The following is a 13,033-nucleotide window of genomic DNA, read 5'->3' as shown; positions in this document are numbered from 1 at the left end:
GGGCGGGCCCCGCGCCCGCCCCGATGACGAGGGGCCGCGCGAAGGGGCGCGCCCTGCCACACGCCACGGGAGGGGCGCGCCATGACAGATAGCGATCACTACGAAACCTCGGTGCGCGAGAAACGCGCCGAGACGGTGGCAGAGTTTCAGGATCACCGTAGAAGTCCGCTGCACCGCATTCAGCACCTGCTGCACGTCACGCCGGCGCTGGTGCCGCTGATCGTGCTGCTGGTCTCGATCATCGTCTTCGGGCTGCTGCTGGGCTCGCGTTTCTTCTCGCCCTTCGCGCTGACGCTGATCCTGCAGCAGGTGCAGATCGTCGGCATCGTCGCCGCCGCGCAGAGCCTCGTGATCCTGACCGCGGGCATCGACCTGTCGGTCGGCGCGATCATGGTGCTGAGTTCGGTGGTGATGGGCCAGTTCACCTTTCGCTACGGCATCCCCGCCCCCGTCGCCGTCGCCTGCGGCCTTGCCGTTGGCACGGCCTGCGGCTTCCTCAACGGCTGGCTCGTTTCGGTGATGCGGCTGCCGCCCTTCATCGTGACGCTGGGCAGCTGGCAGATCTTCCTCGCCACCAACTACCTCTATTCGGCCAACGAGACGATCCGCGCGCAAGAGATCGAGGCCGAGGCACCGATCTTGCAGTTTTTCGGCGCCAAGTTCGAGATCGGCGGCGCGGTCTTTACCGTCGGCGTGGTGTTCATGATCGCGCTGATCGTGTTGCTGGGCTGGGTGCTGCGCCACACCGCCTGGGGACGGCACGTCTATGCGGTGGGCGACGACGCCGAGGCGGCGCAGCTTTCGGGCGTCAACGTCAAGCGCACGCTGATCTCGGTCTACATGCTGTCGGGGCTGATCTGCGCCTTCGCCGGCTGGGCCCTGATCGGGCGCATCGGTTCGGTCTCGCCCACGTCCGGCTACGATGCCAACATCGAGAGCATCACCGCCGTGGTGATCGGGGGCATCTCGCTCTTCGGGGGACGCGGCTCGATCATGGGTTCGCTGTTCGGCGCGCTGATCGTGGGCGTGTTCTCGCTCGGGCTGCGCCTGCTCGGGGCCGACGCGCAGTGGACCTATTTCTTCATCGGCGTGCTGATCATCGCCGCCGTGGCCGTGGACCAATGGATCAGGAAGGTGTCGGCATGAGCATCGAACAGAAACGCGAACCCATCCTCAAGGGCCGAAACCTCGTCAAGCGTTACGGCAAGGTGGTCGCCCTCGATCACTGCGACTTCGACCTCTACCCGGGCGAGATCCTCGCGGTGATCGGCGATAACGGCGCCGGCAAATCGACGCTGATCAAGGCGCTTTCGGGCGCGGTACAGCCCGACGAGGGCGAGGTCACGCTGGAAGGCCGGCAGGTTCATTTCCACTCGCCAAACGATGCGCGCCATGCCGGCATCGAGACGGTCTACCAGCAGCTGGCGATGTCGCCCGCCCTGTCGATCGCCGACAACATGTTCATGGGGCGCGAGCTGCGCAAACCGGGATTCCGGGGCAAGTGGCTGCGCCAGCTCGATCGCCCGGCGATGGAGAAGTTCGCCCGCCAGAAGCTGAACGACCTCGGGCTGATGACGATCCAGAACATCAACCAGGCGGTCGAGACGCTGTCGGGCGGGCAACGGCAGGGCGTGGCGGTGGCGCGCGCGGCGGCCTTCGGCTCCAAGGTGATCATCCTCGACGAACCCACCGCCGCGCTTGGCGTCAAGGAGAGCCGGCGGGTGCTGGAGTTGATCCTCGACGTGAAGTCGCGCGGCATTCCGATCATCCTGATCTCGCACAACATGCCGCACGTGTTCGAACTGGCGGACCGGATCCACGTGCATCGCCTGGGCCAGCGGCTTTGCGTCATCGACCCAAAGAAGCATTCGATGTCCGACGCCGTTGCTTATATGACGGGCGCGAAGGAACCAGAAGACGAGTTCGAGGCCGCGTGACGAATGGCGTTGCGGACCGCCCAGATGCACCGACCGCGCTATTCGATCCTGCGTGACGGGAAAGCTGATCGGGCCGTGACACCCCAAAACCGACGAAGATGTGGTAGCAAAGGCCCGTCCCCCCGGCAGTTCGAGGCGAACTCGGCTGCGTACATCCGTGGCAACCTGGGCCTTCCACCACCGCCCAACATGACTGGCCATACTTCCGAGTGGGGTGGTCGCTGCCAGCGCGAAACCAGTAGCCGTGCTGGCAATCAGCAAATATAGCTACTGCCTGACGCACGATGCTCGACGATAAGAAAATCGGCTGTAATGGGAGGGTAAGCTGGCTGCGGACGGCATAAAGGTCATCTAAGCATTCCCGATCGTAAGTATTTCCGCTCAGTGAGCTGCACGACTGCGTCCTGCTTGAACTCGTCGTTGAATCTGTTGCTGCTCAGCAATTGCCTCTTTGTCTCTAGATTGGCGAAGAACACGCCCATGAACCAAGGGGCCTTTTAGTTCCGAGGCAGCCCCTCACCCGGCCGTTCCGCGCTGCATCGGAAACGCCCCAGTTGGAATTGCTGGCCCCGGGGCATGGAACTCCCGGCGATAGCTGGTCGGCGTGCGCCCGGTGGTGGCGCGGAATGTCCGCGCGAAGTGGGCGGCGTCGTGAAAGCCGCATCTCTCGGCGATGGAGGTCATCGGCAGGTCGGTGCGGTTGAGCAGCGCCGAGGCCCGACCGACCCGCAGGCGGGTGACGTATTCGCTAATCGACAGCCCGGTGCTGCGCTTGAAGATGCGCTGAAGCTGGCTTTCGGACAGATGTGCGGTCTCGCAGAGCGGCGCGAGGCGGATCGGCTGGTCGAAGCGCGCATGGAGATCGGCCAGCACCCGCTCCATCCGGCGGCGGTCGCGGGACATCTCGGCCGCGTCCATGGCACCCGGCGAAAGCGTGCGGCGGTCGGGGGCGGCGGCGGCGGCGGCGGCGAGATTTAGCAGTAGGCCGGTCAGTTCAAGCGCGCGCTCGGCCTGCGGCCGGTCACAGAGCCGGAGCATCCGGCTCCGCAGCGCCGCTGCCGTCGCCGGGCCGAAATGCACGCCCTGCGAGGCCTCGCCCAGCAGTGCACCGATGGCGCCGAGCTCGGGCATCAGCGCGAGCAGGCCGCGCGCCCAGTCGACGGTGAACCAGCAGATGATGGCGCGGTGTTCCGTGGCGCCCTCGGCCAGGTGATGCGACTGCCAGGCATGCGGCAGATCGGGACCGATCAGCGCCAGGTCGCCATCGGCATAGGGCGCCACGTCGCCGCCCACGAAGCGCGTGCCGTGCCCGCCGAGGGTCAGCGTCAGCTCGTATTCCGGGTGGTGATGCCAGTTGAAGGCGAACTCCGGCAGCCGCCGGTCGTAGACCAGGCAGGACTGGCCCTCCGGAATCGTCACTTTTTCGAACCACGGCCGCATGATGCCCTCCTCGATTATGCGGTGATCCTACAAGAAGCTGCCGGAGTCGGGAATGGTGCGGTTCCGGGCGGCCCGGTAATCTGGCCATTGCAATGGGAGCGAGGGGTGTCGGACATGCCGGGCCGGATGAAAAATCCCGATGTCGTGGTGATCGGCAGCGGCGTCGGCGGCGGATCCGTGGCGCTGAAGCTGGCCGAGGCGGGGCTGCGGGTGCTGATCCTCGAACGCGGCGGGCCGTTACCGAACGAACCCGCCCTGAACGACGCCGAAGCCGTTTTCGTACAAAACCGCTATCGCACCACCGAGGAATGGCAGGACGGTTCCGGCCGACGTTATCGCCCCGGGCAGTATTACTTCCTGGGCGGGCACACCAAGTTCTACGGCACCGCCATGTTCCGCTTTCGCGAGAGCGATTTCGACGAGGTGTCGCATGAGGACGCGGCCTCCCCGGCCTGGCCTATCAGCTATTCCGACCTCGAGCCGCATTACGCCGAGGCCGAGCGGCTGTTCGGCGTCCGCGGTCTGGCCGGGGCCGATCCGACCGAGCCGCCCCGCAGCAGCGGCTACGAGCACGCGCCGGTGCCGCACGAACCGCTGATCCGGCGCATGACCGAAAGGCTGGAGCGGGCCGGATTGACGCCGTTCCCCATGCCGTCCGCGATCGATTACGGCCCCGGCGGCGCCTGCCGGCGCTGCGGCACCTGCGATGCGTTCGGCTGCCGCTTCGGCGCCAAGGGGGATGCCGAAACCCGGCTCTTGGGCCGGCTGCGCGGCCGCGCCAATGTCGAGATCCGCACCGAGGTCAGGGTGACCCGGCTGATCCACGACGCCGAGGGGCGCAGGATCGTCGCCGCCGAGATCACGGACCACGGTGCTCCCAGCCGGATCGAGGCCCCGCTCTTCGTGCTCAGCGCCGGCGCGATCAATTCGGCGCTGATCCTCTTGCGCTCGGCCAGCGCGCGCTGCCCCGACGGGCTGGCCAACCGCTCGGGCGTGGTCGGGCGCTACCTGATGAACCACCACCTGACCGGGCTGATGGGCGTGCTGCCGTGGACGGTCAATGACACGAAGTTTCCCAAGACCCTGTCGGTGAACGACTTCTACCACGGCATCGAGGGCGATCCGCTGGCGCGCGGCAACATTCAGATGCTGGGCAACATCAAGGGGCCGATGATCCGCGCTGCCTATCCGCGCACGCCGCGCGCCGCGGCCGACTGGCTGGGCCGCCACAGCGTCGACTGGCTGGTGATGTCCGAAGACCCGCCGCGGGCGTCGAGCCGAGTGCGGCTGCTGCCCGACGGCACGCCGGAGGTGATCTGGCACCCGGCCGACCGCAAGGCGCATGACCGGTTCGTGCGCCACGCCCGCGAGCTGCTGCGCCGGATCGGCTTTCCCCTCGTGCTGCGCCACAGCTTCGGCATCGAGGCGCCGTCGCATCAATGCGGCACTGTCCGGATGGGCACCGACCCCGCCAGCTCGGCGCTCGACCCGTTCTGCCGGGCGCATGATCATCCGAACCTCTACGTCGTCGATGCCGGCTGCTTCCCGTCCTCGGCCGCCGTAAATCCCGCGCTGACCGTGGCCGCCCAGGCGCTGCGGGTCGGTGCGCATCTTTCCTCGACCTTTGCCGCCACCACGGCCGCCTGACACGGAGACACCCCCATGCCGCATGATTTCCTGCAACCATTGGTCGGGTCCTTCGCCATGCCCGCGGGCGAGAACCCTACCGTTGCGATGATCGAGGCCGCATTCCGCCATCACGGGCTGAACTGGCGCTACATCAACTGCGAAGTCGCACCTCAGGACCTCGGCGACGCGGTCCGAGGGGCGCGGGCAATGGGCTGGCGCGGCTTCAACTGCTCGATCCCGCACAAGGTGACGGTCATCGAGTACCTGGAGGGTCTGGGCCGCTCAGCGGAGATCATCGGGGCGGTGAACACAGTCGTGCGGCACGAGGACGGGCGGCTGATCGGCGAGAATACCGACGGCAAGGGATTTGTCCGGGCGTTGTCCGAGGTGACCGAGCCGTCGGGCCAGCGCGCGGTGCTGTTCGGCGCCGGCGGCGCGGCCCGGGCCGTCGCGGTCGAGATGGCACTGGCGGGCGTCTCCCACATCACTGTGGTCAACCGCAGCCCCGCCCGCGGCGAGGCCGTGGCTCGACTGATCGACGACCGGACCCCCGCCTCGGCGGAGTACCGGCCCTGGGAGGGCAGCTTCCGAGTCCCGCAGAGCACCAGGCTTGTCGTCAACGCCACGTCGGTTGGTCTCTACCCCGACGTCGATGCCACGCCGGACATCGATCACGACAGCCTGACGCCGGACATGGTCGTGGCCGACGGCATCCACAACCCGCCGCTGACGAAACTCTTGAGGGCGGCGCAGGCGCGCGGCTGCAAGACCGCGGACGGTCTGGGCATGCTCGTCGGTCAGGGGGTGATCGGCCTGAAACACTGGACCGGCATCGATGCCGATGCCGGTGTCATGCGGCGGGCGCTTCGGGATCTTGGCCTATAGGCGGTCAGGTTCAAGAACTATCGCCGAACAATAACTTCGGCCCCCCGGCGGACCCGCATCCTGAGGGACAGAGCCAACGCAAAGCTTCGCCGGGGCACTATCTGCCCCCGGGCACTGGTGGGTCCGGGCCGTGCCAATTGCGACGCCGCGATGTCGCCAGCAGAGGGGGGCCAAGCGGATACAAAGCTCTCGGAAGCTGAAAGTACGGACGTGCGCCGAGCGCAACCGCCGCACTATGTGGACATTACTCATGTCCGATAATCTTCCATTATCGGACATGAAATTAAGATCAGGCGCGGCGTGACGGGTATTAGGGCCTGCCAGGAACCTCGTGACCTGAGTCGGATGTAGGCAGCCTATATGGCAATTCCGGCTGTTCAGATGCCCCCGGGGGACAAGAAACTAGCGCATCCGGTCCGCGTCACACACGCGAAGCGTGGATGACCATCTTTGCGGGGCGCCTGCCCGGATACTTGACAGCGTGCAGGGCCTCCTGCCCATACCTTCGCCAAACAGGAGGTGTAATGCAGCAGAAACGAGTGACACTGGAGGAGATTGCACAGGCTGCGGGTGTCTCGCGAGCGACGGTATCACTGGTCGTTCGCAAATCGCCGTTGGTTGCGGACCAGACCCGAGCGCGCATCGAGCGGATCATGGTGGAGATGGACTATGTCCGCGACATCGGCGCCGCAAGGCTACGAAACAATTCCAGTCAGACGGTCGGTGTCGTCGTGCCGAACCTGGTCAACTCCTTCTTCACCGAGTTCCTGTCAGGGGTCGAGGAGGTGATGGCGGTGGCGGACCGGGTCGTGCTGCTGGCCAACAGCCAGGACGATCCGCAGCGCCAAGACGAGATCCTGCAGCGGTTTCGCGGCCACGGCGTCGACGGGGTCATCCTGTGCCCGGCCGTCGATACGGCCCCCGATTTGCCCGGCCAGATCTCCGGCTGGGGGATGCCGCTGGTGCAGGCATTGCGCGAGGTCGGCGCGCCGACCGATTTCGCGGGTGCGGACTACGTCTCGGCGGTCAAGCTGGCGATGCAGCATCTGGTCGAGCAAGGGCGCAGGCAAGTGGCCTTCCTGTCGGTCGGTGCGCGTACCTCGGCGCGCGAGGAGAGGCTGGACGGCTTCGCGCGCGCCTTGGACGAGACCGGGGCCGTCGGGGCGGGAATCATCGAGGCGGACCTGTCTTGGGAAGCGGCTGCGCAGTCGGCAGCGCGAATCCTCGCCCTGCCCCGGCGACCGGATGCGGTGCTGTGCTTCAACGACGTGCTGGCCGCGGGGTTAATGGCAGGCCTGCGGCGCGCAGGCTGCGAGCCCGGTCGTGATCTGGCGGTGGTCGGGCTGGACGACCTGCCGCTGGCCGAGCTGACCTACCCGCCGCTGACAAGCGTTGCCATGGACGCGCCGCAGATCGGGCGCAACGCGGCGCGGCTGTTGGCCCGTCGGCTGACCGATGCCGACGCCCCGCCCCAACGCGACATCGTTACGCCCCGGCTGGTGGTGCGTGGCAGCAGCCCGCAAAACGATTGACAGCATCCTTTCCGCAATTTAGATCGTTCTAAAAAGGAAGATCGGCGCATCCGCAGGGGAGGGCAGATGTATCAGTTCAACTTCGGGCCTGTGCTCGACAACATCGACATGCTGCTGCACGGTGCTTGGCTGACGGTCAGGCTGTCGTTCCTGGCGATGGTCATCGGGCTGGTCGTGTCGCTTCTGGGTGCGGTAGCCAAGACCTCGGGGGTCCGGCCGCTGAGCTGGCTCGTTGACGCTTATGTCGAGGTGATCCGCAACACGCCCTTCCTGATCCAGATCTTCTTCATCTTCTTCGGCCTGCCCGCCGTGGGAATCGCCATGGCGCCAAACACCGCGGCCCTAGTGGCGCTGGTGATCAACGTCGGCGCCTACGGCACCGAGATCATCCGCGCCGGGATCGAGTCGATCCCCAAGGGTCAGATTGAGGCGGGACGCGCTCTGGGTCTGAGCCCCTACAATATCTTCCGCCATGTCGTCGCGGTGCCCGCGCTGCGCAACATCTACCCGGCGCTGACCAGCCAATTCATCTACCTGATGCTGACCTCCAGCGTGGTGTCGGTGATCTCGGCCAACGACCTGGCCTCGGCCGGAGCCGACCTGAACGCGAGCAGCTTTGCCAGCTTCGAGATCTACCTGGTGCTGACGGCAATGTATTTCGTGCTGGCGCTCGGCTTCTCGGCGCTGTTCGCCACCATCCGCCGCATGTTCTTCACCTATCCTGCGAGCCGCTGAGATGATCCGCGAATTTTCCTCCGCCGACGTGATGTTCATCGTGCTGGCCGTCCGCTGGACGCTGATCCTGTCGGCCGTGGCCTTCCTGGGCGGCGCTCTGGGTGGGCTGCTTGTCGCGCTGGCGCGGACCTCGGGCCGCGCGCCGCTGCGCCGCGCCGCCGCCGGGTTCATCCAGCTGTTCCAGGGCACGCCACTGCTGATGCAACTGTTTCTGGTCTATTTCGGCCTCGCGGTGATCGGCCTGCCGATCGATCCGCTCGTGGCTGCCGCCGCCGCGCTTACGCTGCATGCCAGCGCCTATCTGGGCGAGATCTGGCGCGGCAGCATCGAGGCGGTCCCGTCCGGCCAGACCGAGGCCGCGACCGCGCTGGCGCTGTCCTATCCCCACCGGATGCGGCACGTGGTGCTGCCGCAGGCGATGCGCGTCGCGACGGCGCCGACCGTGGGCTTCTTGGTGCAACTGATCAAGGGCACCTCGCTGGCCTCGATCATCGGCTTCACCGAGGTGACCCGTGCCGGGCAGATCGTCAACAACGCCACCTTCCAGCCCTTTCTTGTCTTCGGCACGGTGGCTGCCCTGTATTTCGTCCTGTGTTGGCCGCTCTCGCTGGCCGCGCGCAGGCTGGAGGCGCGCATGCGCCTCGCCATCACCCGCTGAGTTTCGAGGAGGAGAACTCATGAAGCTGAACCGTCGTCGTTTCACCGCGCTGGCCGCGACAGCGCTGCTGAGCTGGGCCGCCCCGCTGGCCGCTGCCGATCTGTCCGCCATCGAGCAGTCCGGCACCGTCCGGATCGGCATGTTGGTCGACTTTCCGCCCTTCGGCATCTTGGATGCCTCCGGCGCGCCGGACGGCTACGACGCCGATGTGGCCAGAGCCTTGGGCGAGGCGCTCGGCGTGGAAGCCGAGATCGTGCCGGTGACCGGTCCGAACCGCATCCCCTACCTGCTCTCCGGCCAAGTCGACGTGCTGGTCGCCTCGCTGGGCATCACCGAGGAGCGCGCCCAGAAGGTCGATTTCTCGACCCCCTACGCGGGCATTGCTATCGCCGTCTACGGCGCCGCCGAAGCCGAGGTCGACGCGCCCGAGGATCTCGCCGCACGCTCCGTTGCTGTCGCCCGGGCCTCGACCCAAGACAGCGGCGTCACCGGCGTGGCGCCGGAGGGCACGGACATCCGCCGTTTCGACGACGATGCCAGCGCGGTGCAAGCGCTGCTGTCCGGGCAGGTCGAGACGATCGGCTTGTCGAACGTGGTGTTCCTGCAGGTCGACAAGGTCGCGGCCGGCCGCTTCGACAAGAAGTTCGACCTATCCAGTCAGGTCCAGGGTATCGCGGTGGCGCCCGGCTCCGACGCGTTGTTGGAGCGGATCGACGCCTTCGTGAAGACTGCGGCCAACGACGGCACGCTCGACGAAATCCACGAGAAATGGCTGGGCGAACCGCTGCCGGACTTCGTCAAGGCCGCCGAGTGACCAGAGGCCGCCCGGCCCCCGTGGCCGGGCGCCGTCCCGCAAGGAGCAGGACCATGAGCCAAGACATGAGCCAAGACGCCGTGGTCATGCGCGCCGTCGACAAGTACTACGGCGCCTACCACGCGCTGGTCGGCATCAATCTGACCGTGCGGCGCGGCGAGCGCATCGTCATCTGCGGACCGTCCGGGTCCGGCAAGTCGACGCTGATCCGCACGATCAACCAGCTCGAGCCGGTGCAGTCCGGCACCATCATCGTCGACGGAGTCGAGCTGACCGCTGGCGGCGATAACGTCGCCCGGGTCCGCCGTGACGTCGGCATGGTGTTCCAGAACTTCAACCTGTTCCCGCATATGACCGTGCTGGAGAACTGCGTGCTGTCGCCGATGAAGACCCGCAGGATCCCGCGCGCCGAGGCCGAGGCAACCGCGCGGCACTATTTGGAGCGGGTCCGGATTCCTGAGCAGGCCGACAAGTATCCCGCCCAGCTCTCGGGCGGCCAGCAGCAGCGGGTCGCCATCGCCCGCGCACTGTGCATGAAGCCCAGGATCATGCTGTTCGACGAGCCGACCTCGGCGCTCGACCCCGAGATGGTCAAGGAGGTTCTCGACACGATGATCGACCTCGCGCGCGAGGGCATGACCATGCTGTGCGTCACTCACGAGATGGATTTCGCCCGCGCCGTCGCCGACCGGGTGATCTTCATGGACCGCGGCGCGATCGTCGAACAGGGCGCGCCCGCCGCCTTCTTCGGCAACCCCGCCAACGAGCGGCTGCGCAACTTCTTGGGCCAGATCGCATGACCCGGCCCCGCATCCTGTCACTCGCCGATCTGAAGCCGCTGGACATGGCTTGGCGGTTGGAGAACGACTACGAGGTCCTGCGCGATATCGAAGCCGCCACCAATGCCGAGGCGGTGGTGACTGCCGGCAACCTCGGACTGTCGGCGGCGCAGATGGCGCGGCTGCCGGCGCTGCGGCTGATCGCGGTGAACGGCGTCGGCGTCGATGCCGTCGACCTAGCCGAGGCGGCGCGCCGCGGCATCGCCGTGACCACGACGCCGGACGTGTTGTCGCCGGCGGTGGCGGAGATGGCGCTGGCGCTGGCGCTGGCTGCTGGGCGGCAGATCGCCGTAGCCGACCGCTTCGTGCGCGCCGGCCGGTGGGCTGCCGGCGGCAAACTGGGGCTGTCCCCGTCGGTGCTGGAGCGGCGGGCGGGTATCCTGGGCTACGGCCGTATAGGCCGGCGGCTGGCTCAGATGCTGCGCGATCTGGGCATGGATGTCAGCTACACCTCGCGCCGCGAGCGGTCTGACGCGCCCGACCGGTTCTGCGCCGATGCCCTCGCCTTGGCGGAGCACTGCGACCTGCTGTTCGTGACCGCGGCCGGGGGGGCGGAGACCCGGCACCTCGTCAGCGCCGACGTGCTGGCGGCCCTCGGGCCGCAGGGGATAGTCGTCAATGTCGCCCGCGGCCCCGTCGTGGACGCGGCCGCGCTGGCCGACGCGCTGGCCTCGGGCGCGATCGCCGGCGCCGGGCTCGACGTGTTCGACGACGAGCCAAACGTCCCGCAAGCGCTGCTCGACGCCCCGAACTGCGTGCTGACGCCGCATCTCGCATCGGCGACCGTCGAAGCGCGGCGCGCGATGGCGCAGCTGGTGCTGGACAACCTAGCCGCCCATTTCGCCGGCCGGCCGCTGCCGACGCCCCATCGAGGCTGACAATGCGAATCCTGTCCATCGGCGAACCGCTGATCGAGTTCACCGCCCGGCCCGACGCCCCCTCGACCTTCGACCGGCGGGCGGGGGGCGACGCGCTGAACACGGCGATCTACCTGGCGCGGCTGACCGCGCCGGGCAGCGTCGGCTACCTGTCCTGCTTGGGGGACGACCCACACAGCCTGTGGCTGCGCAGGCAGATTGAGGCAGAAGGGGTCGATACCTCGCTCGTGCGGCAATGCGAAGGGCGGCGTCCAGGCCTCAGCTTCATCGCGACCGACGGGGCGGGCGAGCGCAGCTTCACCTATTGGCGCGACCAGTCACCGTTCCGGGACATGTTCCGCGACGGCGCGGATCTGACCGCGCTCGATCGGGCTGACACGCTGTTTCTCTCGGCGGTCACGCTGGCGGTGCTGCGGCCCGAGGGGCGCGCGGCGTTGCTCGACGCACTGCAACGACGGAGGGACGAGGGCGTCACCATCGTTTTCGACACCAATTACCGGCCCGTCCTATGGTCCGATGTCGCAACGGCGCGGCGAGAAATAGCGCGAGCGGCCGAGATCGCCACGTTGCTCCTCCCCTCCTTCGACGACATCGCCGCCTGCTTCGGCTGCGCGGATCCAGCCGCCGCGGTAGCCACCCTGCGAGGCTTGAGCGACGCGGAGATTGTCCTGACAACAGGCGGCAGCGCGGTGCTACGTGCGGCAGCGTGCGAACATGTGGTGCAACGGCACGAGATACCGTCATCCGTCGCCGCGCTCGATACCACGGGCGCCGGTGACAGCTTCAATGCCGGGCTGTTGGCCGCCCGGCTGGCCGGGCTGTCCACAAAGCAGGCGATCGCCGGCGCCGCTCGGCTGGCCACTGTCGTCGTGACCCACCCGGGCGCGATCATCCCCCGAAACGTAATGCCAGTGCCTGGCCTGATGGAAAGCCTCGATGACTGATACATTCGATGTCGAGACAGCGTCCCGCACGTTGTTGCAGGTCTGGCGCGGCGGTGCCCGCCCCGTTGGCCTGCCGGTGCCGCCTCCGGATACCGACGCCGCCTATGCGGTGCAGCGTGCCGTCGTCAAGGCGCTGGGGGGCGGAGCGTGGAAGATGGCCCTACTGGAGGGGCGTGACCGGCATGCCGCCGCGCTGCCTGGCCAGAGGGTCGTGCCGTCGGGCGACACGCTGCTCCCGCTCCCACGGGATGCCGCAATTGAGGTCGAGACCGCGCTGATCCTCGGCGCTGACCTGCATCCCGGTGCCGACCGAGAGACCATCTTGGCCGCCATTGGCGAGGTCCGGCTGTGTTTCGAAATCGTCGCATCGCGCTTTGCAGACCGCAAGGCGGTGCTTCCACTGGTGGCCATGGCCGATGGCTTCAGCTCCGGCTTTATTGTGCTGGGTGAGGCCCTGCCCGGCTGGCGCGACGCCATGACCGGACCGTTGGACATCCGACTGTGGTTGGACGACCGGCCTGTCGTGGCCTCAGAAACCGTGCAAAGCCTCGAAGAGGCGCTGTCCTTCCTCACTTGGCTGACACGTCACGCGGCAGATCAGAATCTGCCCCTGCGCAAGGGAGACGTGATCATCACCGGCGCGCGGGTCGGGCCGATACCGCTGGAGGGGGCCAACCTTGCCCGCGCGAGCGCCGGGGCCGCAACGGTGTCGGTCGGCCTGGTGGTGTAAAACATATCAAGT

13 protein-coding genes are annotated in these 13,033 nt (G+C 67.3%); 12 read left to right on the top strand and 1 reads right to left on the bottom strand.

All coding sequences use genetic code 11. The features are described 5' to 3' along the window. The first annotated feature begins 81 nt into the window (after positions 1–81). Together ACRAQ3_RS15775 and ACRAQ3_RS15770 are read left to right on the top strand one after the other, a co-directional pair. Positions 82–1,146, top strand: coding sequence for an ABC transporter permease (locus ACRAQ3_RS15775; protein ID WP_432256453.1), 1,065 nt, complete (start codon positions 82–84; stop codon positions 1,144–1,146). Further along, complete coding sequence (locus tag ACRAQ3_RS15770; RefSeq protein ID WP_432256452.1) at positions 1,143–1,937, top strand: ATP-binding cassette domain-containing protein; 795 nt, start codon at positions 1,143–1,145, stop codon at positions 1,935–1,937. The genes ACRAQ3_RS15775 and ACRAQ3_RS15770 overlap by 4 nt, the downstream gene beginning before the upstream one ends. A gap of 516 nt (positions 1,938–2,453) precedes the next feature. On the opposite strand, the gene ACRAQ3_RS15765 is transcribed toward ACRAQ3_RS15770, so the two are convergent. After that, entirely contained in the window at positions 2,454–3,377 is a 924-nt protein-coding gene (locus ACRAQ3_RS15765; RefSeq protein ID WP_432256451.1) for a helix-turn-helix domain-containing protein, read from the bottom strand. A gap of 126 nt (positions 3,378–3,503) precedes the next feature. Between ACRAQ3_RS15765 and ACRAQ3_RS15760 the strand changes: the two genes are divergently transcribed. The 10 genes from ACRAQ3_RS15760 (at position 3,504) to ACRAQ3_RS15715 (ending at position 13,021) form a co-directional block, all read left to right on the top strand. After that, positions 3,504–5,024, top strand: a complete 1,521-nt coding sequence (locus ACRAQ3_RS15760; protein ID WP_432256450.1) for a GMC family oxidoreductase — start codon at positions 3,504–3,506, stop codon at positions 5,022–5,024. Positions 5,025–5,039: 15 nt separating this feature from the next. After that, on the top strand, positions 5,040–5,891 hold the full coding sequence (gene aroE / locus ACRAQ3_RS15755; protein ID WP_432256449.1) for a shikimate dehydrogenase: 852 nt from the start codon (positions 5,040–5,042) through the stop codon (positions 5,889–5,891). A gap of 524 nt (positions 5,892–6,415) precedes the next feature. Continuing rightward, positions 6,416–7,423, top strand: a complete 1,008-nt coding sequence (locus tag ACRAQ3_RS15750) for a LacI family DNA-binding transcriptional regulator (protein ID WP_432256448.1) — start codon at positions 6,416–6,418, stop codon at positions 7,421–7,423. 66 nt (positions 7,424–7,489) lie between these two features. Continuing rightward, positions 7,490–8,158 (top strand): amino acid ABC transporter permease, encoded by a 669-nt coding sequence (locus tag ACRAQ3_RS15745; protein ID WP_432256447.1) that lies wholly within the window; start codon positions 7,490–7,492, stop codon positions 8,156–8,158. 1 nt (position 8,159) lies between these two features. After that, complete coding sequence (locus ACRAQ3_RS15740; RefSeq protein ID WP_432256446.1) at positions 8,160–8,816, top strand: amino acid ABC transporter permease; 657 nt, start codon at positions 8,160–8,162, stop codon at positions 8,814–8,816. A gap of 19 nt (positions 8,817–8,835) precedes the next feature. Continuing rightward, positions 8,836–9,630 (top strand): transporter substrate-binding domain-containing protein, encoded by a 795-nt coding sequence (locus ACRAQ3_RS15735; RefSeq protein ID WP_432256445.1) that lies wholly within the window; start codon positions 8,836–8,838, stop codon positions 9,628–9,630. Between the two features lie 53 nt (positions 9,631–9,683). Beyond that, the gene (locus ACRAQ3_RS15730) at positions 9,684–10,430 is read left to right on the top strand and encodes an amino acid ABC transporter ATP-binding protein (protein WP_432256444.1); all 747 of its coding nucleotides are present in this window, start codon (positions 9,684–9,686) and stop codon (positions 10,428–10,430) included. Next, positions 10,427–11,347 carry an NAD(P)-dependent oxidoreductase gene (locus ACRAQ3_RS15725; RefSeq protein ID WP_432256443.1) on the top strand — a complete coding sequence of 307 codons (921 nt, stop codon included), beginning with the start codon at positions 10,427–10,429 and terminating at the stop codon, positions 11,345–11,347. Before ACRAQ3_RS15730 ends, ACRAQ3_RS15725 begins: the two co-directional genes overlap by 4 nt. Before the next feature lie 2 nt (positions 11,348–11,349). Beyond that, positions 11,350–12,291 carry a sugar kinase gene (locus ACRAQ3_RS15720; RefSeq protein ID WP_432256442.1) on the top strand — a complete coding sequence of 314 codons (942 nt, stop codon included), beginning with the start codon at positions 11,350–11,352 and terminating at the stop codon, positions 12,289–12,291. Then, the gene (locus ACRAQ3_RS15715; protein WP_432256441.1) at positions 12,284–13,021 is read left to right on the top strand and encodes a fumarylacetoacetate hydrolase family protein; all 738 of its coding nucleotides are present in this window, start codon (positions 12,284–12,286) and stop codon (positions 13,019–13,021) included. Before ACRAQ3_RS15720 ends, ACRAQ3_RS15715 begins: the two co-directional genes overlap by 8 nt. Positions 13,022–13,033: the final 12 nt, after the last annotated feature.

Source organism: Limimaricola sp. AA108-03 (assembly GCF_050847355.1).
Taxonomy (GTDB): domain Bacteria; phylum Pseudomonadota; class Alphaproteobacteria; order Rhodobacterales; family Rhodobacteraceae; genus Limimaricola.
Note: the sequence above shows the minus strand (reverse complement) of the source record. Positions and strands in the feature narration are given on the sequence as shown.

Coding starts and splice junctions, on each gene's coding strand:
- ACRAQ3_RS15775 (WP_432256453.1), top strand. CDS start 82: ATGACAGATAGCGATCACTACGAAACCTCGGTGCGCGAGAAACGCGCC.
- ACRAQ3_RS15770 (WP_432256452.1), top strand. CDS start 1,143: ATGAGCATCGAACAGAAACGCGAACCCATCCTCAAGGGCCGAAACCTC.
- ACRAQ3_RS15765 (WP_432256451.1), bottom strand. CDS start 3,377: ATGCGGCCGTGGTTCGAAAAAGTGACGATTCCGGAGGGCCAGTCCTGC.
- ACRAQ3_RS15760 (WP_432256450.1), top strand. CDS start 3,504: ATGAAAAATCCCGATGTCGTGGTGATCGGCAGCGGCGTCGGCGGCGGA.
- aroE (WP_432256449.1), top strand. CDS start 5,040: ATGCCGCATGATTTCCTGCAACCATTGGTCGGGTCCTTCGCCATGCCC.
- ACRAQ3_RS15750 (WP_432256448.1), top strand. CDS start 6,416: ATGCAGCAGAAACGAGTGACACTGGAGGAGATTGCACAGGCTGCGGGT.
- ACRAQ3_RS15745 (WP_432256447.1), top strand. CDS start 7,490: ATGTATCAGTTCAACTTCGGGCCTGTGCTCGACAACATCGACATGCTG.
- ACRAQ3_RS15740 (WP_432256446.1), top strand. CDS start 8,160: ATGATCCGCGAATTTTCCTCCGCCGACGTGATGTTCATCGTGCTGGCC.
- ACRAQ3_RS15735 (WP_432256445.1), top strand. CDS start 8,836: ATGAAGCTGAACCGTCGTCGTTTCACCGCGCTGGCCGCGACAGCGCTG.
- ACRAQ3_RS15730 (WP_432256444.1), top strand. CDS start 9,684: ATGAGCCAAGACATGAGCCAAGACGCCGTGGTCATGCGCGCCGTCGAC.
- ACRAQ3_RS15725 (WP_432256443.1), top strand. CDS start 10,427: ATGACCCGGCCCCGCATCCTGTCACTCGCCGATCTGAAGCCGCTGGAC.
- ACRAQ3_RS15720 (WP_432256442.1), top strand. CDS start 11,350: ATGCGAATCCTGTCCATCGGCGAACCGCTGATCGAGTTCACCGCCCGG.
- ACRAQ3_RS15715 (WP_432256441.1), top strand. CDS start 12,284: ATGACTGATACATTCGATGTCGAGACAGCGTCCCGCACGTTGTTGCAG.